Source organism: Streptomyces sp. NPDC002125 (genome assembly GCF_053593715.1).
The window spans coordinates 68,822-91,341 of sequence record NZ_JBSFDD010000013.1 but is presented as its reverse complement, the minus strand read 5'-3'; the positions used below and the strand labels follow the sequence as shown (position 1 = coordinate 91,341).

21 protein-coding genes are annotated in these 22,520 nt (G+C 72.1%); 13 read left to right on the top strand and 8 right to left on the bottom strand.

Going from position 1 to position 22,520, the window contains the following annotated elements:
• The first annotated feature begins 97 nt into the window (after nt 1-97).
• Together ACWCQM_RS22510 and ACWCQM_RS22505 are read left to right on the top strand one after the other, a co-directional pair.
• Nucleotides 98-1,396 carry a sensor histidine kinase gene (locus tag ACWCQM_RS22510; RefSeq protein ID WP_450916940.1) on the top strand — a complete coding sequence of 433 codons (1,299 nt, stop codon included), beginning with the start codon at nt 98-100 and terminating at the stop codon, nt 1,394-1,396.
• Nucleotides 1,396-2,040 (top strand): response regulator transcription factor, encoded by a 645-nt coding sequence (locus tag ACWCQM_RS22505; RefSeq protein WP_450917037.1) that lies wholly within the window; start codon nt 1,396-1,398, stop codon nt 2,038-2,040. Before ACWCQM_RS22510 ends, ACWCQM_RS22505 begins: the two co-directional genes overlap by 1 nt.
• 132 nt (nt 2,041-2,172) lie before the next feature.
• On the opposite strand, the gene ACWCQM_RS22500 is transcribed toward ACWCQM_RS22505, so the two are convergent.
• Nucleotides 2,173-2,853 (bottom strand): phosphotransferase, encoded by a 681-nt coding sequence (locus tag ACWCQM_RS22500; protein ID WP_450916939.1) that lies wholly within the window; start codon nt 2,851-2,853, stop codon nt 2,173-2,175.
• A 37-nt stretch (nt 2,854-2,890) separates the two neighbouring features.
• Entirely contained in the window at nt 2,891-3,946 is a 1,056-nt protein-coding gene (locus tag ACWCQM_RS22495; RefSeq protein WP_450916938.1) for a DUF2804 domain-containing protein, read from the bottom strand.
• A 255-nt stretch (nt 3,947-4,201) separates the two neighbouring features.
• Here ACWCQM_RS22495 and ACWCQM_RS22490 point away from each other — a divergent pair, with 255 nt between their 5' ends.
• Complete coding sequence (locus ACWCQM_RS22490; RefSeq protein ID WP_450916937.1) at nt 4,202-5,569, top strand: carbohydrate-binding protein; 1,368 nt, start codon at nt 4,202-4,204, stop codon at nt 5,567-5,569.
• Between the two features lie 171 nt (nt 5,570-5,740).
• On the top strand, nt 5,741-6,610 hold the full coding sequence (locus ACWCQM_RS22485; protein WP_450916936.1) for a dioxygenase family protein: 870 nt from the start codon (nt 5,741-5,743) through the stop codon (nt 6,608-6,610).
• Between the two features lie 147 nt (nt 6,611-6,757).
• Here ACWCQM_RS22485 and ACWCQM_RS22480 read toward each other — a convergent pair whose 3' ends face one another.
• The gene (locus tag ACWCQM_RS22480; protein ID WP_450916935.1) at nt 6,758-8,464 is read right to left on the bottom strand and encodes a bifunctional 3'-5' exonuclease/DNA polymerase; all 1,707 of its coding nucleotides are present in this window, start codon (nt 8,462-8,464) and stop codon (nt 6,758-6,760) included.
• A 134-nt stretch (nt 8,465-8,598) separates the two neighbouring features.
• On the opposite strand from ACWCQM_RS22480, the gene ACWCQM_RS22475 reads away from it, so the two are divergent.
• The 3 genes from ACWCQM_RS22475 to ACWCQM_RS22465 are packed head-to-tail and all read left to right on the top strand — an operon-like array spanning nt 8,599 to nt 12,863.
• Nucleotides 8,599-9,528 carry an NADP-dependent oxidoreductase gene (locus tag ACWCQM_RS22475; RefSeq protein ID WP_450916934.1) on the top strand — a complete coding sequence of 310 codons (930 nt, stop codon included), beginning with the start codon at nt 8,599-8,601 and terminating at the stop codon, nt 9,526-9,528.
• Nucleotides 9,529-9,556: 28 nt separating this feature from the next.
• On the top strand, nt 9,557-10,726 hold the full coding sequence (locus tag ACWCQM_RS22470; protein ID WP_450916933.1) for a DUF2786 domain-containing protein: 1,170 nt from the start codon (nt 9,557-9,559) through the stop codon (nt 10,724-10,726).
• 55 nt (nt 10,727-10,781) lie between these two features.
• Entirely contained in the window at nt 10,782-12,863 is a 2,082-nt protein-coding gene (locus tag ACWCQM_RS22465; protein ID WP_450916932.1) for an FUSC family protein, read from the top strand.
• 11 nt (nt 12,864-12,874) lie between these two features.
• On the opposite strand, the gene ACWCQM_RS22460 is transcribed toward ACWCQM_RS22465, so the two are convergent.
• On the bottom strand, nt 12,875-13,378 hold the full coding sequence (locus tag ACWCQM_RS22460) for a hypothetical protein (protein ID WP_450916931.1): 504 nt from the start codon (nt 13,376-13,378) through the stop codon (nt 12,875-12,877).
• A 273-nt stretch (nt 13,379-13,651) separates the two neighbouring features.
• Between ACWCQM_RS22460 and ACWCQM_RS22455 the strand changes: the two genes are divergently transcribed.
• Nucleotides 13,652-13,894 (top strand): DUF397 domain-containing protein, encoded by a 243-nt coding sequence (locus ACWCQM_RS22455; protein ID WP_073750267.1) that lies wholly within the window; start codon nt 13,652-13,654, stop codon nt 13,892-13,894.
• A 30-nt stretch (nt 13,895-13,924) separates the two neighbouring features.
• Here ACWCQM_RS22455 and ACWCQM_RS22450 read toward each other — a convergent pair whose 3' ends face one another.
• Complete coding sequence (locus ACWCQM_RS22450) at nt 13,925-14,464, bottom strand: ATP-binding protein (RefSeq protein ID WP_450917036.1); 540 nt, start codon at nt 14,462-14,464, stop codon at nt 13,925-13,927.
• 359 nt (nt 14,465-14,823) lie between these two features.
• Between ACWCQM_RS22450 and ACWCQM_RS22445 the strand changes: the two genes are divergently transcribed.
• The 4 genes from ACWCQM_RS22445 to ACWCQM_RS22430 all read left to right on the top strand — a co-directional run bounded on the left by ACWCQM_RS22445 (nt 14,824) and on the right by ACWCQM_RS22430 (nt 18,485).
• The gene (locus tag ACWCQM_RS22445) at nt 14,824-15,687 is read left to right on the top strand and encodes a helix-turn-helix domain-containing protein (RefSeq protein WP_450916930.1); all 864 of its coding nucleotides are present in this window, start codon (nt 14,824-14,826) and stop codon (nt 15,685-15,687) included.
• A gap of 54 nt (nt 15,688-15,741) precedes the next feature.
• On the top strand, nt 15,742-17,199 hold the full coding sequence (locus ACWCQM_RS22440) for an aldehyde dehydrogenase family protein (protein ID WP_450916929.1): 1,458 nt from the start codon (nt 15,742-15,744) through the stop codon (nt 17,197-17,199).
• Nucleotides 17,200-17,324: 125 nt separating this feature from the next.
• Nucleotides 17,325-17,879 carry a DinB family protein gene (locus ACWCQM_RS22435; protein ID WP_450916928.1) on the top strand — a complete coding sequence of 185 codons (555 nt, stop codon included), beginning with the start codon at nt 17,325-17,327 and terminating at the stop codon, nt 17,877-17,879.
• Between the two features lie 18 nt (nt 17,880-17,897).
• Nucleotides 17,898-18,485 (top strand): PadR family transcriptional regulator, encoded by a 588-nt coding sequence (locus ACWCQM_RS22430; protein ID WP_450916927.1) that lies wholly within the window; start codon nt 17,898-17,900, stop codon nt 18,483-18,485.
• Nucleotides 18,486-18,525: 40 nt separating this feature from the next.
• Here the strand turns inward: ACWCQM_RS22430 and ACWCQM_RS22425 are convergent, their stop codons facing one another.
• Genes ACWCQM_RS22425 through ACWCQM_RS22415 form a run of 3 tightly spaced genes read right to left on the bottom strand, consistent with a single transcriptional unit; the run spans nt 18,526 to nt 20,993 of the window.
• On the bottom strand, nt 18,526-19,950 hold the full coding sequence (locus ACWCQM_RS22425; RefSeq protein ID WP_450916926.1) for a glutamate decarboxylase: 1,425 nt from the start codon (nt 19,948-19,950) through the stop codon (nt 18,526-18,528).
• Between the two features lie 10 nt (nt 19,951-19,960).
• Entirely contained in the window at nt 19,961-20,584 is a 624-nt protein-coding gene (gene wrbA / locus ACWCQM_RS22420; protein ID WP_450916925.1) for an NAD(P)H:quinone oxidoreductase, read from the bottom strand.
• A gap of 43 nt (nt 20,585-20,627) precedes the next feature.
• Nucleotides 20,628-20,993, bottom strand: a complete 366-nt coding sequence (locus ACWCQM_RS22415) for a YbjQ family protein (protein ID WP_073750260.1) — start codon at nt 20,991-20,993, stop codon at nt 20,628-20,630.
• Between the two features lie 153 nt (nt 20,994-21,146).
• Between ACWCQM_RS22415 and ACWCQM_RS22410 the strand changes: the two genes are divergently transcribed.
• Nucleotides 21,147-22,517 carry a DedA family protein gene (locus tag ACWCQM_RS22410; protein ID WP_450916924.1) on the top strand — a complete coding sequence of 457 codons (1,371 nt, stop codon included), beginning with the start codon at nt 21,147-21,149 and terminating at the stop codon, nt 22,515-22,517.
• The last annotated feature ends 3 nt before the right edge of the window (nt 22,518-22,520 follow it).

Below are 22,520 nucleotides of genomic sequence, written 5' to 3'. Positions count from 1 at the left end.
GCAGCGAGGGGGAGTCCTGAGGGTGGAGCTACCTCCACCCCCGTCCCCCCGCCCGCTGGGTGGTGGTCCCCGGCCCGGGCTGTCTACCGTGCGGGCCATGAGCTCCCTCACCCTGCGGCAGGCCCTCGTGCGCCGCCGCTATCTCCTCGGCGGCTGGCCGTGGCGCGCGGCGCTGTACCTGCTGAGCAGCGTCCCGGCCGGGCTGGCCCTCCTCGTGACGGTCCTGCTGCTGGCGACTGTCGGCGGTGCCCTCACCCTCGTACTCGTCGGTCTGCCGCTCCTGTTGACGCTCGCTCTGATCGGCGTTCCGGTGGCCGCCGTGGAGCGGCGCAGGCTGCGGCTGATCGACCCCGAACCCCTCGGTGATCCGCACAGGGCCCCGGAGCGCGCGGGGCTGACGGCGTGGCTGCGCATCCGGCTTCGGGAGCAGGCCACGTGGCGGGAGTTCGGTTACGCGCTGCTGTTCGCCGTGGTGCTCTGGCCCCTGGAGGGGCTCCTCGTCGGAGGTGTACTGGCCTTCTGCGGAGGGCTGTTGGCGACGCCGCTGGTCATGGCGGCCGTGACCGGAGGGGAGGAGGTGCGGGTGCTGAAGCTCTATCTGGCCGAGTCGTATCCGGGGGCCTTCGCCGCCGCGCTGCTCGGGCTGGCGCTGCTGCCGCTGTTCGCCTATCCCCTCGGATGGGCCGCGGTGGCGCGCGCGGCGCTGACCAGGGCGCTGCTGTCGGCCGACACCGGTGGAGTGGACGCCCGCATCCAGGAGCTGGGGCGCTCCCGGATGCGGCTGGTGGACGCCTTCGAGGCGGAGCGCCGCCGGATCGAACGTGATCTGCACGACGGCGCGCAGCAGCGGCTCGTCGCCCTCTCCATGACACTCGGCCTGGCCCGGCTGGAGAGCCCGGCCGAGCCGCTGGGCGGCCTCCTGGCCAAGGCGCACGAGGAGGCGGGCGAGGCCCTCGTGGAGATCAGGGAACTCATCCGGGGCATCCACCCCCAGGTGCTCACCGACCGCGGCCTGGCCGCGGCGGTCGAGGACATAGCCGACCGCTCCGCCCTCCCGGTCGATGTGGAGCTGGACCTGCCGGAACGGCTCCCGCAACCGGTGGAGACCGCCGTGTACTTCGCCGTCTGCGAGGCGCTCGCCAATGCGGCCAAGCACAGCGGGGCGAGCCGGGCGCGGGTCACGGGCCGGGTGGACGGGGAGCGGCTGACCGTCGAGGTACGGGACGACGGGGACGGCGGTGCGGCGACGGCCGGGGGCACCGGGCTCCAGGGGGTCGCCGACCGGCTCTCCGTGCTGGACGGCCGGCTGCTACTGTCCAGCCCGCCCGGAGGGCCGACCGTGCTCCGGCTCGACGTGCCCAGGGCCCCCTGCTCACCTGGTCGAATGAGGGAATGATGCTGCGCATCGTGCTGGCCGAGGACAGCGTGCTCCTGAGGGAGGGCCTCGTCGGCCTGCTGGAGAGGTTCGGCCACCAGGTGGTGGCGAGTGTGGGCAGCGCCGAGGAGCTCACAGCCGCCGTGGCCGAACACGGGCCGGACATCGTGGTGACGGACGTACGGATGCCGCCCGGCTTCTCCGACGAGGGGCTACGGGCCGCCGTCGCCCTCCGCGAGGCCCGGCCCGGACTGCCCGTCCTGGTCCTCAGTCAGTACGTCCAGCGGGCGTACGCCGAGGAGTTGCTCGACTCCTGCGACGGTACGGGCGTGGGCTATCTGCTCAAGGAACGCGTCGGGAAGGTCGAGGAGTTCGTCGACGCGCTCCGGCGGGTCGCCGAAGGGGGCACCGTCGTCGACCCGGAGGTGGTGCGCCAGCTGCTCAGGCACCGCCGCGATCCGCTGTCGCGGCTGACGGCGCGTGAGCAGGAGGTGCTGGCCCTGATGGCGGAGGGCCGCTCGAACGCCTCCGTCGCCGAGGCCTTGACGGTCAGCGAGGGCACGGTCAGCAAGCACTTCGGCTCGATCCTCACCAAGCTCGACCTCTCGCTGACGGACGCGACGAACCGCCGGGTGCTCGCCGTGCTGGCATATCTGCGGAAGTGAACGGCCCTGCTGCGGGCGGCTGTACGGAGACCGGGCCGCGGAGAGTGTCCGGAGGAGTGGACGCCGCAGTCGCTGTCCGGGGGAGTGGACCGGGCCGCCACACCAGATCTGCTCCCGGGTGGGGAGAGACCGTCAGCCCGCCAGTGACGCGACCAGCTCCGCCGCCCCCTCCAGCACCGCCCTCTCCCGTTCCGTGAGCCCGGGATCGGCCGCGCGCAGGACGGTGGCCCGGGTGAGGCAGGCCGCGGGTACACCGCCGTCGTCGGCGAACTCGGTGAGCAGCGCCGCCAGGAAGTCCCGCACCTGAGCCCCGGCGGCGGACGGGAGGGCGAGGGCCACCTGCGCCAGGATCAGCGAGGACATGGCCCGGTCCAGCGCCGGCGGCCCCTCCGAGGCCGTCATCCAGTCGATCACCACAGCGCCCTCCGGAGCCAGGACCACGTTCTCCGGGTGCAGGTCCAGGTGCACGATCCGGTCGTCGGGGTCCTGGGAGAGCCGCGCGGGGATCGCGTGCAGCTCCCGCAGCAGCCGCGCCAGCAGGTCCGCTCCCTCGGCCACGGTGACCGTGCCCTCCAGCAGTGCGTCCGCCAGGGTCGGCCCGGTCAGCCGCTGCATCACCAGGTCCGTGCGCCGCGCCGCCTCCACGGGCGGTCCGATGCGGGGGACCGGGAAGCCCGAGGCCGAGAGGTACGACATGACGGCCAGTTCCCCGGTGGTGTCGATGTCGGCGCGGTAGCGGCGAAGGGCCCAGGTGCCGTCGAGTGCGTACACGTCGGCGGTGCGTCCCGAGCCCAGCAGTGGGCCTATATGCATGGAGGGAAACCTACCCGCGCGGTTCCGCGCGGGGGAGTCACCAGCGCATGTGGACATCCTCGGCCCAGCCCAGGAGCTGGTCCACGGCGATCTCGGCGCCCTCGTCGGTGCGGATCCGGCCGGTGTAGTGGCCGAAGCACTGGTCGGTGCGGTTGGCGATCAGCCCGGCGTCCGTGTGCACGGACCGGTTGTGGAAGGGGGTGAACGTCAGGTCCACCTGGCCGGACGAGGGTGCCCGGACGGTCCAGGGGGCCAGCGGGTCGGAGGTGGACCACCTCCAGTCGAGCTCCTCGCCGATCTTGGTGAGCCGGCCGTCGACGCAGAGGGCGTTCTCGGTGGACCCGGTGCCCTCGGTCCAGCGCCCGCCGAACTGGAGGCCGACCGTGTGCCCGCCCGTACGCCCCGACGCGGCGCCCCAGTTCCAGTCGACGCTGCGCGGCCAGCGTCCCCGGCCGTGGTCCAGCACCGCCCAGGAGTCCTGCTCCTTGCCACCGAACGTCAGGATCTCGCGGCCGATCCGCACCCGGCCGGTGGCGGGGAGCGCGGTGTGCTTGGAGGTGTACTGGAAGCGCTGATCGCTCCAGGGCACGACCACCGACAGCGACTCGTGGTCCTCCGGCCGTGCCACCAGGATGCCGACCTCCAGCGGCAGCCGGTCCGGGGTCAGGCAGCGGGCCCGCAGTCTCGTGCCGGCGTTCTCGTCCCGGATCTCCACGCGGACCTTGCCGCCCGTCGGCCGCGCGGGGCCGACCACCACGTCCTCGGAGCCCGGTGCCCCGGCGATGGTGTCGGGGAGATGCACGCCCCGGGCGGCGGGGACGATCGACGAGCACTCGAACTCGCGGCCTCCGGGGCCGAATTCGAGGACGTAGACCGAGTTCAGCGCCAGGAAGTCGAGGTCGCTCACGGTCAGCGCCACCAGATGCGTCGGAGTGGTCACGCACCAGTACTCCCAGCGCTTGGTCCGCCCCCAGCCGCGCAGGTTCGAACGGTGCAGCGGCTGCCTGGACCAGCCGACCGCCGCCGGATTCAGGGTGCCGTCCGGCAGACAGAGGTCGACAGGCCCGGTGATCTCGTGCTCGTGCGTCGCCATGGCCGGAGCCTATAGCCGTGCGGTGCCCGGGCCGGGGGACGGCCCGGGGCGTGCCGGGTGAGCCTCCCCTGACCTGGGTGGAAGCGGGTCCAGGCGGCCTCGTGGGACATCCCCATAACGCGGCGGTAGGGGGCGGACGGGATCTCCTGCGCCAGGGCCGGGCGCGGCTACGTTCTCGGCAGTTCCCCACCCCCGCCGGGCCTCGCTCCCAGCGAGCCCGCGCAGTTCGACGCCCCCGAACACAAGGAGAGTGACGTGGAGACCACCATGCTGCGCAGACGCGCCTTCGCCGCGGGAGCCGCCGCCGTGGCGGTGGGCGCGCTGGCCCTCGCAGGTCTGACCGGAGTCGCATCGGCCGGCCAGGCGGCCGGCACCGCACCCGCCGCCGAACAGCTCTCCCCGGGACTGATCGAGGCCATGCGGCGCGACCTCGGCCTCGACCCCGGTGAGGCCCGCGCCCGGATAGCCGGCGAGTACCGTGCGGCCGCCGTCGCGGCGGCGCTGGAGAAGTCGCTCGGCCCGGACTTCGCCGGAGCCCGGGTGAGCGGTGACTCGGCCGTGCTCACCGTCGCCACCACCGACCGGGCCGACATCGCCCGGATCACCGGGGCCGGGGCCCGCGCCGAGGTCGTCGGCCACAGCCTGGACCGCCTCGAAGCCGCCAAGGCGTCCCTGGACGAGGTGGCACGGAAGAAGACCCCGGAGAACGTGCCCTCCTGGTACGTCGACATCAGCGCCAACCGCCTCGTGGTGAACGCCTCCCGCACCGGCGCCGCGGACGGCCTCCTGGCCGCCGCCGGTGTCCCCCGTGAACTCGTACGGGTCGACCGCTCGGCCGAACAGCCCCGTGCCTACGCGGATCTGCGTGGCGGCGACGCGTACTACATGAACGGCTCGGGCCGCTGCTCCATCGGATTCCCCGTCAAGCGCGGTACGCAGAACGGCTTCGTCACCGCCGGGCACTGCGGGACCCCGGGTGTCACCACGACCGGCGTCAACCAGCAGGCGCAGGGCTCCTTCCAGGGCTCCACCTTCCCCGGACGGGACTACGCCTGGGTCGCGACCAACGCCAACTGGACGCCGAGGGCCCTGGTCAACGGGTACGGCAACGGCGATGTGACGGTCGCCGGTTCGACCCAGGCGGTGGCCGGGTCCTCGGTCTGCCGCTCCGGTTCCACGACGGGCTGGCACTGCGGCACGATCCAGCAGCACGGCAGCAGCGTCACCTACCCCGAGGGCACCATCACCGGTGTGACCCGCACCAGCGTCTGCGCCGAGCCCGGGGACTCCGGAGGCTCGTTCATCTCGGGCAGCCAGGCGCAGGGCGTCACCTCGGGCGGCTCCGGGAACTGCTCCCAGGGCGGTACGACGTACTACCAGCCGGTCAACCCGGCGCTGGCCGCCTACGGCCTGACCCTCGTCACCAGCGGTACCCCGACCGACCCGCCCACCGATCCGACGGACCCGCCGACCGAGCCGGGCGGGACCTGGGCCGCGGGGACGACGTACGCCGCGGGCGCGGTGGTGACGTACGGCGGCGCGAGCTACCGCTGCCTCCAGGGCCACCAGGCACAGGCCGGCTGGCAGCCGCCGAACGTGCCGGCGCTCTGGCAGCGGATCTGACGCGCCTCCCGCGCCCGGCAGATCCAGGTAGCCCTGCGGCGGTTCCGGGCACCCAGCAGCAGCCCCCGGAACCGCGGCAGACCCGGAGAACAACAGCAGGACCGGAAAGCCACAGCAGATCCAGGCAACCGCAGCAGACCGAGGAAGCCCCAGCAGACCGAGGAATCAGCCATGACCGAGAGTTCAGCCGTGCCCCCGGAACCCTCCGCCGGCACCCCGCCCCGTACCTCCGAGGCCGGTCCGCCCGGCCGTCCCGTCAGCCGCAAGAACCTTCTGCGGGCCGCGGTCGCGGCGAGTGCCGTTCCCCTGATCGCGGGCGGCGGCATCGCCCTGGCCCGCGACACCGGCCACGGCGGTGCGCCCCTGGCCCTCACACCGGCCTGCGACGACGGGGACGACCCGACGCCCGAGCAGATGGAGGGTCCGTACTTCAAACCGGCCTCCCCGCTCAGGACCAGCCTGGTGACCCCGGGCACTCCCGGCACACCGCTGACCGTCAGCGGCTATGTGTTCGGCCGGGCCTGCAAGCCCCTGCCGGGGGTGCTGCTCGACTTCTGGCAGGCGGACGCCTCGGGGGCGTACGACATGAGCGGGTTCGCCTTCCGCGGGCACCAGTTCACCGACGCGGGGGGTGCCTTCACGCTTACCACGGTGGTGGCGGGGCTGTACCCCGGGCGGACGCGCCACATCCATGTGAAGGCACAGGCGCCCGGGCACCCCGTGCTGACCACACAGCTCTACTTCCCCGGCGAACCGCGCAACGCGACCGACGCCCTCTACGATCCGGCGCTGCTGATGAACGTCCGCACCGCCGGGTCCGGGCGGCAGGGCACCTTCGACTTCGTGCTGGACGTCGCCCAGCAGCCGGACCCCACCGACCCCACCACTCCGCCGGCCGGCGGCACCTGGGCGGCGGGCACGTCCTACCGGGCCGGTGACCGGGTGACCTATGGAGGTGCCTCCTACCGCTGTCTCCAGGCGCACTCGGCGATCGCCGGGTGGGAACCGCCGCTGGTCCCCGCGCTGTGGGAGCGCGGGTAGACGCGGGCACGCGGCGGCGCCCGGACCGGGAGATCCTCCCGGCCCGGGCATCCGGCCGCCGACCCGGGCGGGGGACGGCCGACGGCCCGGGCCGGGGACGGCCGTCGACCTGGCCGGGGGACGACCGCAGACCCGGCTCGGGGACGCCTACTTGGCGTCCGAATAGCGCTCCACGACCGCCGTGCTGAACGGGAACCGCACCGGCGTCTCACCGAACGCGACCCGCCCCGCCAGCTCACCCGCCTCCCGGATCGCCGCCACCACCGAGGGTGCCTCCTCGGCCGGGCAGTGCACGATCACCTCGTCGTGCTGGAAGAACACGAGCTCCGCCCGCATCCCCCCGGCCGCCAGCGTCCGCCGCAGTGCCGCGAGCAGCAGCAGCGCCCAGTCCGCCGCGCTGCCCTGGACCACGAAATTGCGGGTGAACCGGCCCCGCGCCCGGGCGTTCGACGAGGCGTAGCCCGGGGTGAATCCGTAGGTGTCGGCGCCCTCCCCGGCGGCGGGCTCCTCGCTCTCCTGGGGGATGCCCGCCTCGCCCGCCTCCTCCGCGCCGGCGGCGGGCGGGCTCGTGCGGCCCAGCCAGGTGCGGACGAGCCGGCCCTCCTCGCCGGCCTTCGCCGCGTCGTCGACGTACGCCACGGCATGCGGGAATCTTCGGCGCAGCGCCGCCAGGTTCTTCAGGCCGTCGCCGGAGGTCTGTCCGTAGATCGCGCCGAGGAGCGCGATCTTGGCGTGGTCGCGGTCGCCGTGGAACGCCCGGTCGGACAGGGCCTTGTAGAGGTCGCCCTCGTGTCCGGCCACCTCCATCAGCCCTCGGTCGCGGGAGATCGCGGCCAGCACGCGCGGCTCCATCTGGTCGGCGTCCGCCACGACCAGCCGCCAGCCCTCGTCGGCGACGACCGCCTGGCGTATCACCTTGGGGATCTGGAGCGCCCCGCCCCCATTGGTCGTCCAGCGCCCGCTGACCGTACCTCCCGGCTGGTACTCGGGGCGGAAGCGGCCCTCGCGCACCCAGTCCTGGAGCCAGCTCCAGCCGTGAGCCGTCCACACGCGGTACAGCTTCTTGTAGCGGACGAGGGGCTCCACCGCCGGGTGGTCGAGCTCCTCCAGCTCCCAGCGGCGCGTCGACTTCACCCTGATCCCGGCCTGCGCGAACGCCTTGATGACGTCCGCCGGCAGATCGGGCCGCACCCGTCTGCCGAAGGCCGCCGAGACCTCGTCGGCGGCCTCGGCGAGCCGGCGGGGCTCGCCGCCACCGGCGTACCGCTCACCGAGCAGGCCGCCCAGCACCTCGCGGTGCACATCGGCCCGCCAGGGCAGGCCCGCCGCGTTCATCTCGGCGGCGACCAGCATGCCGGCCGATTCGGCGGCCGTGAGCAGCAGCATCCTGTCCGGGTGCTCCGCCCGGCCGTGGCGGCGCAGCTGCTCCGCGTACACCTCGAGGAGCGCCTCGAACGGCAGGTCGGTGCCGGAGCGGGGCTCGAAGAGGGAGGACTGGGAGCCGGGCTCGGCCGCGCGGGCCGGCGGATCGGGCGGCACCGGGGCGTTGCGCAGGCGGGCCCAGGCCGCCGCGGCCGAGCGGGGCTCCCCGAGCCGTCCCTCGTGGCCGAGGAGCAGCAGCTCGGCGCACTCGATGTCGTAGCACCGCTCGACGCGGACGCCCGCCGCGAGCAGCCGGGGATAGATCCCGGAGGTCGAGCGCCAGACCCAGCGGAACACCTCGGGGCGGGAGCGGACGGACTCCGCCAGGTCGGGCTCGGAGAGGACGGGACCGGCGGGCAGGCCGTCGCGGGTCAGCGGCACGAGGAGCGCGCCGCCGCCCTCCGCAGTGGCCAGGGCCCAACGTTCGGTCATGGGCCGAGTCTCGCACCCGGCACTGACAGCGGCCCCTGCTCACCGGGCGGGCGCGCCCCGCTGCCGCCAGGATCGGAGTACGGGCGCGCGGCGCGCCCCGGGAACGCGGCGAGGACGACGCGGAGGAGACGGTGATGGAAGCGATCGTGTACGAGGAGTTCGGCGGCCCCGGTGTGCTGCACCGGGCCCAGGTCGACGACGTGCACGCCGGACCCGGGCAGATCCGGGTGGCGGTCAGGGCGGCCGGGGTCAATCCGGTCGACTACAAGATCCGCAACGGCTGGATGGAGGCGGCGTTCCCCACGCCGTTGCCCGCCACACCCGGCAGCGAGTTCGCTGGTGTGGTCGACGAGACGGGCGAGGGCGTCACGGAGTTCGCGGTCGGCGACGAGGTCCTCGGCCGGAGCGCGACCGGCGCGTACGCGGAGTACGTCCTCGCCGACGTGGGCTCCGTGGCGCCCAAACCGGAGGCCCTGGGCTGGGCCGAGGCCGCCGCGCTGCCGGTCGCGACGGCGACCGCCGCCCGGGTGCTCGACGAACTGGCGGTGGCCGAGGGCGAGACGCTGCTGCTGCACGGGGCGTCCGGAGCCGTCGGTTCCGCCGCCGTCCAGCTGGCCACGGCCAGGGGCGCGACCGTCATCGGGACCGCGTCGCCGGCCAACCACGACTATCTGCGGGTGCTCGGCGCGGTGCCCGTGGCCTACGGGCACGGGCTGGTGGAACGGGTGCGGGAGGCCGCGCCGCAGGGCGTGGACGCGGTGTTCGACGCCGCGGGCAAGGGTGCCCTGGAGGACTCGGTGGAGCTGCGCGGCGGCACCCCCGACCGGATCTCCACCATCGCCGACCCGGACGCGGCCCGCTACGGCGTGGCATTCTCGGCGGGCGGCGGGGAGAGCCCCGCCGAGGGCAGACGGCTCGCGGAGTACGCGGACCTCGCGGCCGTGGGCGGCCTGCGCATCCCGGTGGAGCGGACGTTCGCACTCCGTGAGGCCGCGAAGGCCCAGGAGCTGAGCGAGGCCGGACACGTGCGCGGCAAGCTCGTCCTGCTCCCCGGGGAGCACTGACCCGGCGGCAGCCGCCTACCCTGGCCCGATGGAATCGGTGATCGACCGGGCGTGTGCCGCGGCCCTGTACTCGGAAGGCGACGCGGGCCTGGACACCGGCGCCTCCCTCCTCGCGGCCGACCCGTCCGCCGACGCGGAGCTGCACCGCAGGGGCGAGGAGTTCGTCCGGCGTGCCTGGGCGCGAGGCTGGCAGCCCGCCGATGTCGTACGGACCGTCCGGCGCGAGCTGGACGAGCCGGCGTCCGCGCTCGCCGCAGCGCTGATCACGGCCGAGACCGCGGGCTACGCGACCCTCCCTCCGCGCTGGGCGGATCAGCTGGCCGCGCTGCCCGCCCCGGCCCCGCGCAACCGGCCCGACCGCTTCACGTACGCCTCCGCGCTCCTGGAGCTGTACCGGCTGCTGCTGCGGCTCCCCGTCATCGAACCGGTCGGGCCGCCGCCCGGCACGGCCGCCGACGTCCCGCACCGGCCGCCCGCCCCCGGCGAACCCCGCATGCTCACCAGGATCAGGGCGCTGCTCGCCAAGGCGGAGGCGACCGGTTTCCCCGAGGAGGCCGAGGCGCTCACCACCAAGGCCCAGGAGCTGATGGCCCGGCACAGCATCGACGAGGCGCTCGTCGCCGCCCGTACGCACGGCGCCGGTACTCCGGGTGCCGTCAGGATCGGGGTGGACGCGCCCTACGAGAGCGCGAAGGCGGTCCTGCTCGACTCCGTGGCCTCGGCGAACCGCTGCCGCGCCGTGTGGAACAGCGATCTCGGCTTCACCACGGTCGTGGGCTTCGAGCCCGACCTGGAGGCCGTCGAACTGCTCTTCACCTCCCTCCTGGTGCAGGGCACAGCCGCGATGACGAAGGCGGAGGCCGGACAGAGGGCGGGCGGGCGCAAGCGGACCAAGACCTTCAGGCAGTCCTTCCTGATGGCGTACGCCCAGCGTCTGGGCAGCCGCCTCGCGGCGGACACCGCCCGGGTCACCGCCGAGGCGGGATCGGACGGCTCGTCCCCGGGCGGCGGCTCCGGCGCCCTGCTGCCGGTCCTGGCGGCCCGGGACGTGGCGGTGACCGACACGGCGGAGCGGATGTTCCCGCAGACCACCACGACCCGGCTGCGCGGGGTCACGGACGCCGAGGGCTGGACCCATGGCACCGACGCGGCGGACCGGGCCAGGATGGGCGGCGGAAAGCCGGGAATCGACCGTTAGCTTCAGCGGTGCGGCACAAGTCGGGCTTGTCGGAGAATGCGGCTAGGCTCGCTCCATGAGCTGGCTCCGGGCGCTGAAGGAGACCGCCCGCTCGGGGCTGACGATCGAGCGGCGGCGTCTCGAACCGCTCATCGCGGTGCGCGGGGCCGCGGGCCTCGCCCTCGTCGTCGGGATCAGCCTGGCGCTCTTCGGCCCGGTGATCGCCGCGGGCTCCGCCTTCGGCGCCTTCCAGGCGGCCATCGCCACCTTCCAGCGCAGCTGGCGCCCCCGGCCCGTGCTCGCCCTGGTCTCCGGCGCCAGTCTGGCCGTGTCGACGTTCGTCGGTTACGTCACCGTGTCCCACACCCTGCTGTTCCTCGCCCTGCTGATCCTGTGGACGTTCACCGCCGGGATGACCTGGGCGGCGGGCCCGACGGGCGGCATCATCGCGGGCTCCAACGTCGCGATCATGCTCGTCACCATCACCCTGCCCACCTCGGTAGCCGACGCCGCGGCGCACGCCGCGATGATGGCCTTCGGCGGGCTGGTCCAGGCGGCGCTGATCGTGCTGTTCCCGGTCCGCAGATGGGGCGCCCAGCGTGACGCGCTCGCCGACGCCCTGGCGGGGGAGGCCGACTACGCCCGCAGGCTGCGTCACGACCCGGTCGCGCCCTTCGACCCCGTACCGCTGATGACCGCGCGCAACGCCGCCGCCGTCACGTCCTGGCAGGCCCGGAGCCGGCCCGCCGACCTGCACGGCGTGCGCGGGGTCGCCGAACGGCTCAGACCGGTCCTCGCCTCGCTGGCGGACCCGGCCCTGGGAGTCCCGGCCGAGGGCCCGGAACGCTACTGGGCGCGGGAGATCCTCGGCGCCGCCGGCTCCCTCCTCGACTCCGCCGCACGGGCGGTGCGCCACGGCGACCCGGTGAGCCTGGACGAGACGGCGCTCTCCGTGCTCAAGTCCCCCGACACCGAGGTCATCCTCACCGGCCCGCCCCGCCGCGCCGCCGACCGGCTCACCGCGCTGCTCGCGGACGTCATCGAGATCGCCGAGGGCACCGGCACGGACGACCGGACCCCCGGAGAGCCGCTCGTCCCGTCCCGCCGCCGGCCCGGCCTGCTGGGGCTGGTCCCGGTCGTCTACCGCTCCATGCGCCGCGAACTGCGCCGGGGCTCGACGATCCTGCGCCACGCGGAACGGGTCTCGGCGGTGACCGCGGCGGGCTACCTCATGGGTGCGGTGCTGCCGTTCGGCCACGGCTACTGGGCCCCGATGACCGCCGTGATGGTGATGCGCCCGGAGTTCACCCAGACGTACTCCCGCTCCGTGGCCCGCTTCATGGGCACGGTGATCGGAGTCGCCCTCGCCACCGGCATCGTGCAGGCCGCACACCCCAACGCGGAGCTCTCCGCCCTGCTCGCCGTCATCAGCGCCGCACTGATGTATCTGCTGATGCGCACCGGATACGCGGTCGGCCAGGTCTGCGTCTCCGCCTATGTCGTCTTCCTGCTCGGCATGGCGGGCGACGACTGGTCGCAGACCGTGCCCGAGCGGGTGGTGCTGACGCTCATCGGCGGGCTGCTCGCCATGGTGTCGTACGCCGTCTACCCGGCATGGGAGACCCCGCGGCTGCGCGACCGGCTCGCCGCCTGGGTGATCACGGACGGGCGCTACGCGGCCACGGTCCTCGACCGGTACGCCGATCCCATGTCCAGGAGCCTCGAAGAGGTGCGTACCGCCCTGCTCACCACCAGGGAGGCCCGCGTCGTCTGGCAGGAGGCGCTGGAGACGGCCCAGCACGAGCCCGTGCGCCACCGGGGCATCTCCCGGGTCTCCGCGGCGGACGCGCAGGACGCGCTCGCCCAGTTCGGCAGGGTCGCGATGCTCATGGAGGCCCACCTGCCCGCCGCCTCCGCCACTCCCGTGCCCGAGGCGGCGGCCCTGGCCGACGCGTTCCGGCGGGCCACCGAGGAGGGCGCGAAGGCCGTACGGGAACGACGCGTTCCGGACTGGGAGCCGGTCCGGGAGGCGCTGGCGCGCCGGGACGCCGCCGAGGGACCGCCGCCCGACTCCTTCGTGCGCAACGGGGCCACCCTGCTGCTCCACGCCCTGGAGGACTTCTCGCACGCGCTGGAGATCAGCAGCGGGCGGGCGTGAGCCCGGGGGCGTCAGGGGCTGGGGAGCTCCGGCAGGCCCGGCGCCACCGAGCCCGAGGGGGCCCTGGTCAGGGTGTCCTCGCCTCCGGCCTCCCAGGAGACGACGAGCTTCTTGCCGTCGTTGGACTTCACGGTCCCCATGGCACGGTCGGTGTTCCCGTCCACGCACTTCAGCGCGAGCGTCACCTCGCCCGTGTGCTTCACCTCGCCCCCGCAGACGTGCTGGTCGGCGACGAGCGCCACCTTGCCGGAACTGACCGAAAGGGCGAGGGGGCTGCCGTCGGACTCACCCGCCCAGGTGCCTTCCAGCGCCGTGGCCTCCGCGCTGTCGGCACCCTCGGCCGCGTCGTCGCCGACGGGAGCGGTGCTCCGCGCGGTGCCGGAGCCGGCGGAGGACGGGGCGCCGCCGGAGTCGTCGCCACTGCCGCAAGCGGTCAGCGTGAGCGCGGCGGCGAGAGCGGCGGCGATCAGGGCGCCGGTGCGCGGAAGCCGGTCCATGTGGCCCGAGTGGCCCATGTGGAGTTCCCCTTACTGATTCACGGCCGGAAGACGGCGCCAAGCTATCAAGGGGACAAGAGCAACTCCGTGGAACGGGAGCCAAATTGGCGTGCCGTTCGTCTCTTGCTCATAGAAGCGGGGGAACGGGGAACACGGTGAGCGGATCGGGGAGAAAACCTGTAATCGCGTGCGCACCCCGCGTGCACGTGCATCTGCTCATGCATTGGCATATGAACACAGCTATGATCCGAGCTAGTTGACACTTGCACCTTGCAACTCGGGGAGCGTCCTGTGCACCACGTGTACAACGGCATGGCGGCCACAGAGCTCCGCGGAGTCGTCTGGCAGAAGAGCAGACACAGCAACTCCCAGGGGTCCTGCGTGGAGTTCGCGAAACTGCCCGGGGGAAATGTGGCGATGCGGAACTCGCGCCACCCCGACGGGCCCGCCCTCGTCTATACGCCGGCCGAGATAGAGGCGCTGCTGCTGGGCGTCAAGGACGGGGAGTTCGACCACCTGGTCGCGGGTGGCTGAACGCCGCACGCCGGACCAGGGTGCGGCGTCCTACAGGTGTTCGGAGAACGCGTCGGCCGGAACCGGACGCTCCGGTGCCGGATGGTCCGTCAGCCGGAAGAGAGCCCAGACCACCTTGCCGAGCCCTCCGTCGGGCGGAGTGTCCCCGGCGGGCACGGGCGAGGGGTACCAGCCCCAGCCGTCGCTGAACGACTCGACCAGGAACAGCCCCCGGCCGGACTCGGCCGAATCGGCCGCCTCGCCCGCGACGGGGCTCTTCTCGCTGGGGTCGCGCACCGCACACACCAGCCGGGAGGTCCAGCGCATGAGGTGCAGCCGTACGGCGGAGTCGTGCCGATCTCTCGGACACTCGGCCGGAAGGGCATGCCGCAGCGCGTTGGTGACCAGCTCGGACACGACCAGCGCGACATCGTCGAAGCGGTCGCCGAGGTCCCAGGAGTTCAGTGTCGTACGGGTGAACTTCCGGGCCCCGCCCACCGCTTCGTACCGGGCCGGCAGCGTGCAGGAGGCTGAGCCGGCGACCGCCGAGGGGTCGGCGGGGGGAGGCCCCTGCCGTAACGGCTCGAGCATCGTCGATCCATTCGTCCCCATGCGAGGCACTCCCGGGATTCGCGGCTGTAGCGGCACTGCTTCTGGCGGGCACTGCGGTTACAGCGGCACAACACGAACGAGAACGCAGGTGCGCGAGGGCCATGGTTCCGAATGCGTACGGCAGATGCAAGGGCAGATGCACGTGCACGCGCCGGACCTGCCCGGTAGCGTGCCGGTTCGGACTCATTTCTTCCGCTTCATAGTTTTGGAGCTTTCGGAAAGTCTTGCCATCTCTGTAATCGAATGAGTACGGGCTGAAGCGTTTTGGTGGCAGAATCCGCCTCCGGGGTTCGGGGGAGCTCCGAGGTACGGGAAGCGATGGGGAGGGTCGGAAGCCAGTGTCGGCAGGCGAGTCGAGTGGTTCTGTGGTGCGGCGCATCCTGCTGGGCTCACAGCTCAGGCGCCTGCGCGAATCGCGCGGCATCACCCGTGAGGCGGCCGGCTACTCCATCCGCGCCTCCGAATCGAAGATCAGCCGCATGGAGTTGGGACGGGTGAGCTTCAAGGCCAGGGACGTCGAGGACCTGCTCACGCTCTACGGCGTCACGGACGAGGCGGAGCGCGGCTCCCTCCTCGGCCTGGCCCGTGAGGCCAACATGGCGGGGTGGTGGCACAGTTACGGCGATGTGCTGCCGGGCTGGTTCCAGACATACATCGGTCTGGAGGGGGCGGCCTCGCTCATCCGGATCTACGAGGTGCAGTTCGTCCACGGGCTGCTGCAGACCGAGGCCTACGCCCACGCGGTGGTCACGCGCGGCATGCCCGGAGCTCCGGCGGCCGAGATCGACCGCAGGGTCGCACTGCGGCTGGCGCGCCAGAAGGCGCTCGTCTCCGAGCAGGCCCCCTGCTTCCACGCCGTGCTCGACGAGGCCGCGCTGCGCCGTCCCTACGGCGGACGCGAGGTGATGCGGGCACAACTGCGGCATCTGATCGACATGTCGGAGCAGCCGAACATCACCCTCCAGGTAATGCCCTTCAGTTTCGGTGGTCATGCCGGAGAGAGCGGGGCATTCACGATGCTGCGTTTCCCGGAATCCGATCTGTCGGACATCGTCTATCTAGAGCAGCTGACAAGTGCGCTCTATCTGGACAAGGCCGAGGAAGTCGCCCAGTACGAAAAGGCCATGGTTCGGCTCCACGAGGACAGTCCGGGGCCGGAGGAGAGCCGGGATCTTCTCCGCGGACTCCTTCAACTCACCTGATTCCCCAGTACGATGACGTACCCACAGGAGTCTGCGCCTGCAGTAAGGGATTGAATGTCCTTCCCCAGTGAACTGGCCCACCAGTACATCGACGGCGAGTGGCTGACCGGTAGCGGTTCGTGGGACATCATTGATTTCAATCCCTACAACGGCGAGAAACTCTGCTCGATCACCGTCGCCACCGCGGCCGAGGCGGACCTCGCCTACCGCGCGGCCGAGCGCGCGCAGCCGGAATGGGCGGCGGTCAGTCCCTATGAGCGCCGGGCCGTTCTGGAGAACGCCGCGCGGCTCGTCGAGCAACGCTCCGGCGAAATCGTCGAGCTGATCATCGACGAGCTCGGCGGCACCCGCTTCAAGGCCGAGTACGAGGTGAATGCGGCGCTGCGGTTCCTGCGCGAGGCGGCCGGACAGGCGCTCGGAGTCATGGGGCGGCTGCTGCCCTCGCTCGCGGACGGCAAGGAGAACCGGGTCTACCGCCTGCCCGTCGGGGTGGTGGGCGTGATCAGTGCCTTCAACTTCCCCTTCCTGGTGACGATGAAGACCGTCGCCCCGGCCCTGGCCCTCGGGAACGCGGTCGTGGTGAAGCCCCATCAGAACGCCCCGATAGCGGGCGGCGCGCTGGTCGCCCGGATCTTCGAGGACGCGGGACTGCCCGCCGGGCTCCTGAACGTCCTGATCACCGACAGCGCCGAGATCGGCGACACCTTCATCGACCACCCCGTGCCCAAGGTGATCTCGTTCACCGGCTCCGACCGGGTCGGCCGTCATGTCGCGGCGATCGCGGCCGGGCTCTTCAAGAGGACCATCCTCGAACTGAGCGGCAACAGCGCCTTGGTGGTGCTGGAGGACGCCGATCTCGACCACGCGGTCCGGGCGGCCGTCCACAGCCGTTTCCTGTTCCAGGGCCAGGTCAGCATGGCCGCCAACCGCATCCTGGTGGACCGGTCCGTGGAGGCGGAGTTCACCGGGCGCTTCACCGCCGAGGTGGCCGGCCTCAGGACCGGCGATCCGCGCGACCCGGAGACGCGCATCGGTCCTGTCATCAGCGAGTTCCAGGCGGAGGCGCTCACCGCGCTGGTCGACGGGGCGATCGCGGACGGAGCCACCCCGCTCGTACGGGGCCGTGCGCGCGGCAACCTCGTGGAACCGACCGTGCTCACCGGGCTGCCCGAGGACTCACCGCTGCTGAAGCAGGAGATCTTCGGCCCCGTGGCGCTGCTGATGCCCTTCGACGGCGAGGACGAGGCCGTGCGGATCGTCAACGACAGCCCCTACGGCCTGAGCGGCGCCGTGCACACGGCGGACGCCGAGCGCGGTGTGCGGTTCGCCCGGCGTATCACCGGCGGGATGTTCCACGTCAACGGCGGTACCGTGCAGGATGATCCGCTCGTCGCGTTCGGCGGCGAGAAGAGGTCGGGCATGGGCCGGATGAACGGGGAGGCCGCCGTCGAGGCGTTCACCACCTGGAAGTGGATCTCGGTGCAGCACGGACGGACCGTCTTCCCCTTCTGAGACCGCCGGCCGCTCGGCCTCAGGGCTGCGGGCCCGCCGGGCCCCGCGATACAGGTCACGATCCGTCCTGCTGGGTCCGTACGTTGGCGTTCGGCACACACCCCGTACGGATGAAGGCGGACACCATGGTCACTCACGTTCCCGCAGAGGCTCCCGGAGACGAGCGCGGCGCGCTCCTCGCGTTCGTCGAGGCCCAGCGCGGGGCGATCCGGCGCTCGGTGCTCGGCCTCACGGAGGAGCAGGCGGCGAGCCGTCCCAGCGCGAGCGGGTGCTCCCTCTCCGGGCTGCTCAAGCACGCCGCCGAGATGGAGCTCAACTGGCTGCGTCTGGCGCAGCAGCGTCCGAACGAGAAGCAGCGCACCCAGGAGACCTGGGGCGACGGCTTCCGGCTGGTCGGCGAGGAGACGGTGCGGCGGATGCTGGAGTTCTGGGCGAAGGCCGCCGCCGAGACCGAGGCCTTCGTCCGCCACGAGGTCGACAGCATGGACGACACCTTCCCGCTGCCCCCGGCGCCCTGGTTCCCCGAGGACGGGCGCTGCTCCATGCGCTGGATGCTGCTGCACCTCGTCGAGGAATTCGGCCGCCACGCGGGGCACGCCGACATCATCCGCGAGTCGCTGGACGGCAGGTCGGCCCTCGATCTGGTCGCCGAGGAGGCGGGCTACGCTGACCGCAGCTGAGTACATAGAGTGGGTGGTATGTCCGCGATCCGACTCCTGGTTCTGGGCGCCGTGCGGCAGCACGGCCGCGCACACGGCTACCAAGTGCGCAACGACCTGGAGTTCTGGGGCGCCCACGAGTGGTCCCACGCCAAGCCGGGCTCGATCTATCACGCGCTCAAGCAGATGGCGAAGCAGGGACTTCTCCTCGCGCACGAGACCGCCCCGTCCACGGCGGGCGGCCCGCCCCGCACCGAGTACGAGATCACCGAGCAGGGCACCCGGGAGTTCTTCGCCCTGCTGCGCGACTCATTGACCTCGTACGACCGGAGCGTGGACGTCCTCTCCGCCGGTATCGGCTTCATCGTCGACCTCGAACGGTCCGAGGCGGTGGCGCTCCTGCGCGAGCGCGTCACCGCCATCGAGGGCTGGCGCGCCGCGGTCACGGAGGACTACACACCTGCCGAAGGCCCCGAGTCGCTCGGGCACATCGGCGAGATCATGAACATGTGGGTCCACTCGGCGGACGCGGGTGCCGAGTGGACCCGCGGCCTGATCGCACGGATCGAGGCCGGGGCGTACACCTTCGCCGGGGAGGGCGAGCCCTTCGTCGGGGTGCTCACCTGAGGGCCGTACCGATCCGGCTCCAGGGTCCTCGCGCCGGTGGTCAGTGGTGGAAGGCCGTCACGCTGCTCCGGTCCCTGTCCAACGGGTGTGCCTGGGCCCGCAGTTCCGGAAGGAGCCCGCGCAGATCGTCGAGCAGCAGCTCCGCGAGGTCCGAGGAGAAGCCGTTGCGGCAGACGACACGCAGGACCGAGAGGTCCTGGCGATTGGCGGGGAAGGTGTACGCGGGCACCAGCCAGCCGCGCTCGCGCAGCCGCCTCGACACGTCGAAGACGTCGTACGCCCGCACCTCCGGCTTCGTGGTCACCGCGAACACCGGGAGTTCGTCGCCCCGGGTCAGCAGCCTGAAGTCGTCCAGGGACTCGAATCCCGCGGCGAGCCGCATCGCGATGTCCCGGGCCGTCTGCTGAACGGCCCGGTATCCCTCCCGTCCCAGCCGCAGGAACGTGTAGTACTGCGCCACCACCTGCGCGCCGGGCCGGGAGAAGTTCAGCGCGAAGGTCGGCATGTCGCCGCCCAGGTAGTTGACCCGGAAGACCAGCTCCTCGGGCAGCTCGGCGGGGGAGCGCCACAGCGCCCAGCCCACGCCGGGGTAGACCAGGCCGTACTTGTGCCCCGAGGTGTTGATCGAGGAGACCCTCGGCAGGCGGAAGTCCCACACCAGGTCCTCGTCGAGGAACGGCGCCACCATCGCCCCGGACGCCCCGTCCACATGGACCGGGATGTCGAGCCCCGTGCGCTCCTGGAGGTCGTCGAGCGCGGCGCACAGCTCCGCGACGGGCTCGTAGGAACCGTCGAAGGTCGAGCCGAGGATGCCGACCACACCGATGGTGTTCTCGTCGCAGAGCTCGGCCGCCGCCTGCGGGTCCAGATGGAAGCGCTCGCCCTCCATCGGCACCAGGCGCGGCTCGACCTCCCAGAACGTGCAGAACTTCTCCCAGCAGACCTGCACATTGACGCCCATCACCAGATTGGGCCGCGCCGTCCCCGGGTAGCGGTCGGCGTTCCTGGCCGACCAGCGCCGCTTGAGCGCCATCCCGGCCAGCATGCAGGCCTCGCTCGACCCCGTGGTCGAGCAGCCCACCGCGGCCCCCGGATCCGGGGCGTTCCAGAGATCGGCGAGCATCGCCACACAGCGCCGCTCCAGCTCGGCGGTGCGCGGGTACTCGTCCTTGTCGATCATGTTCTTGTCCCGGCACTCGGCCATCAGCACACCGGCCTGGGGTTCCATCCAGGTGGTGACGAAGGTCGCGAGGTTGAGCCGGGAGTTCCCGTCGAGCATCAGCTCGTCGTGGACCAGCCGGTAGGCGGTCGCCGGCGGCAGCGGGCCGTCCGGGAGCTGGTGCGTCGGCGGCGCGGCGATCATCGGCGCCGTGGGGTCGGCCTCTCCGAAGAACGGGTTGAGGGCGAGCCTGCGGTGTTCGTCGGAGGGGATGCCCTTGCCGTGCGAACCCTGGTGGAGTGGCATGAGCGCGCCCTCAGCTCTCGGCCGCGAGTCCGGCCTTGATGGCCCGGGTGAACGTGACGACGCGCTCGGCCTGGACCCGTGCCGCGGTCAGGGTCTGCTCGCCGACGGGGATGTCTCCCTGCCCCGAGACGTGGGAGGTGCCGTACGGGTTGCCGTCTACGAACTTCGAGGCGTCGGTGTAGCCGGGAGGGACCAGGATGCCGCCGAAGTGGTAGATCGTGTTGTAGAGCGCCAGCAGGGTGGACTCCTGGCCTCCGTGGGCCGTGCTGCTCGCGGTGAAGCCGCTGTAGACCTTGTCGGCGAGCTGCCCCGCCTGCCAGAGGCCCCCCAGGGTGTCCAGGAACTGCTTGAGCTGGGCGGTGACGTTGCCGTACCGGGTGGGCGTGCCGAAGATCACCGCGTCGGCCCAGACCATGTCGTCGGGCGAGACCTCGGCGATGTCCGCGGTCTCCTTCGCATGGGCGGCCCAGGCCGGATTGGAGTTGATGGCCGCCTGCGGGGCGAGCTCGGCGGCCTTGCGCAGGCGCACCTGCGCACCCGCGTTCTCGGCGTCCTTCGCGATGGCCTTGGCGATCGTGGAGATGGTGCCGGTGGAGGAGTAGTAGATGACGGCGACGTTCACGGACGTGGGCATGCGGGGGCCTCCGGGGAGAGCGGGGAAGGGGGAACGGGTGCGCTCAGGAGTTGCTGATCACGGCCGCCGTTCCGTAGGCGCAGACCTCGGTGCCGACATCGGCGGCCTCGCTCACGTCGAACCGCATCATCAGTACCGCGTTGGCGCCGCGCGCCCTGGCCTGGTCGACGAGCCGCTCCATGGCCTGGTTGCGGGTCTCGACGAGGGTCTTGGTCAGGCCCTTCAGCTCGCCGCCGATCATCGACTTCAGACCGGCGCCGATCTGGCTGCCGAGGTGGCGTGAGCGCACCGTGAGTCCGAACACCTCGCCGATGACCTGTGTCACCTGGTAGCCGGGTACGTCGTTGGTCGTGACGACCAGCACGTCCGCCCGGGGCGTCTGTCCGCCGCCGTAGTCCTCAATGCCCATGATGTGGCACCTCCTGCGGAAAGCTTTGCCCCGGTTCGTCCCGTGCGCATCCTTGCTTACGCCAGTGGAACCCAGGCGTCCTCCCCGGCGTTGATAGCTTGGGGCGGCCACGCAGCCGCCGCCGTACCTCGACCAACCCTGGAGCCCGGACCCTTGAATACGCTTGCGCTCGGCCCGAGCTGGCTGGACCCGGATTACCTGCTCAACACCTTCGGGCTGCCCGGCCTCCTGCTCATCGTGTTCGCCGAGTCCGGGCTGCTGATCGGCTTCTTCCTGCCGGGCGACTCGCTGCTGTTCACCACGGGCCTCCTGGTGACCACGGGCGACCTGAAGTACCCCCTGTGGCTGGTCTGCCTGCTGGTCGCCCTGGCGGCGATCATCGGTGACCAGGTCGGCTATCTCTTCGGCCGCAAGGTGGGACCGGCGCTGTTCAAGCGCCCGGACTCCCGTCTCTTCAAGCAGGAGAACGTCGAGAAGGCCCACGAGTTCTTCGAGAAGTACGGCCCGAAGTCGCTGGTTCTGGCCCGCTTCGTGCCCATCGTCCGCACCTTCACGCCGATCATCGCCGGTGTGAGCCGGATGGACTACCGCTCCTTCATCACGTTCAACATCATCGGCGGCATCCTCTGGGGTGTCGGGGTGACGCTGCTCGGCGCGGCCCTCGGCAAGGTCGACTTCGTGCACGAGAACATCGAGATGATCCTCATCCTGATCGTTCTGATCTCCGTGGTGCCGATCCTGATCGAGTTCCTGCGCGCCCGCAGCAAGTCGAAGAAGGAGCAGCCCGCGCAGCGCGAGGACGACAACGACAACGGCAACGGCCCCTCGGACGGCGGCCCGGGCACCGGCGGCACCGGCACCGGCCAGGGCCCCGCGGCCTCGTACGGCACGGGCCAGTACGGCAACGACCGGCCCGGCGGATACGGCACCGGCCAGGACAGCCAGTACGGCCAGTACGGCGGTCAGCAGTACGGCAACGCCCAGGCGGGCGGGCAGTACGGCGGTCAGTACGGCAACGCCCAGCCCGGTCAGTACGCCGACCAGCCCGGCCAGTACGGCGCGCAGGCGGGCCAGCAGTACGGCAGCGCCCAGCAGTACGGCGGCCAGTACGGCAGCGCCCAGCCCGGCCAGTACGGCGGCGCGCAGCAGGGCCAGCAGTACGGCGGTCAGTACGGGAACGCCCAGCAGGCCCAGGAGTACGGCGGCCAGTACGGCAGCGCCCAGCCCGGCCAGTACGGCGGAGCCCAGGCGGGCCAGCAGTACGACGGCGGCCAGAGCCAGCAGTACGGCGGCGCCCAGAGCCAGCAGTACGGCAACGCCCAGCAGGGCCAGCAGTACGGCGGCCAGTACGCCGGCCAGGGCAGCCAGTACCCGGACGCCCAGGGCGCTCCGTACGACGGCGGGCACGACGGCCAGTACGGCGCCGGCCGGACTCAGCCCCCGGCCCAGCCGCAGCCCGGACCGTACGACCGGGGCGGCCAGGACGGCGACCAGGACCCGTACGGCTGGCAGAACAGGCGCTGATCC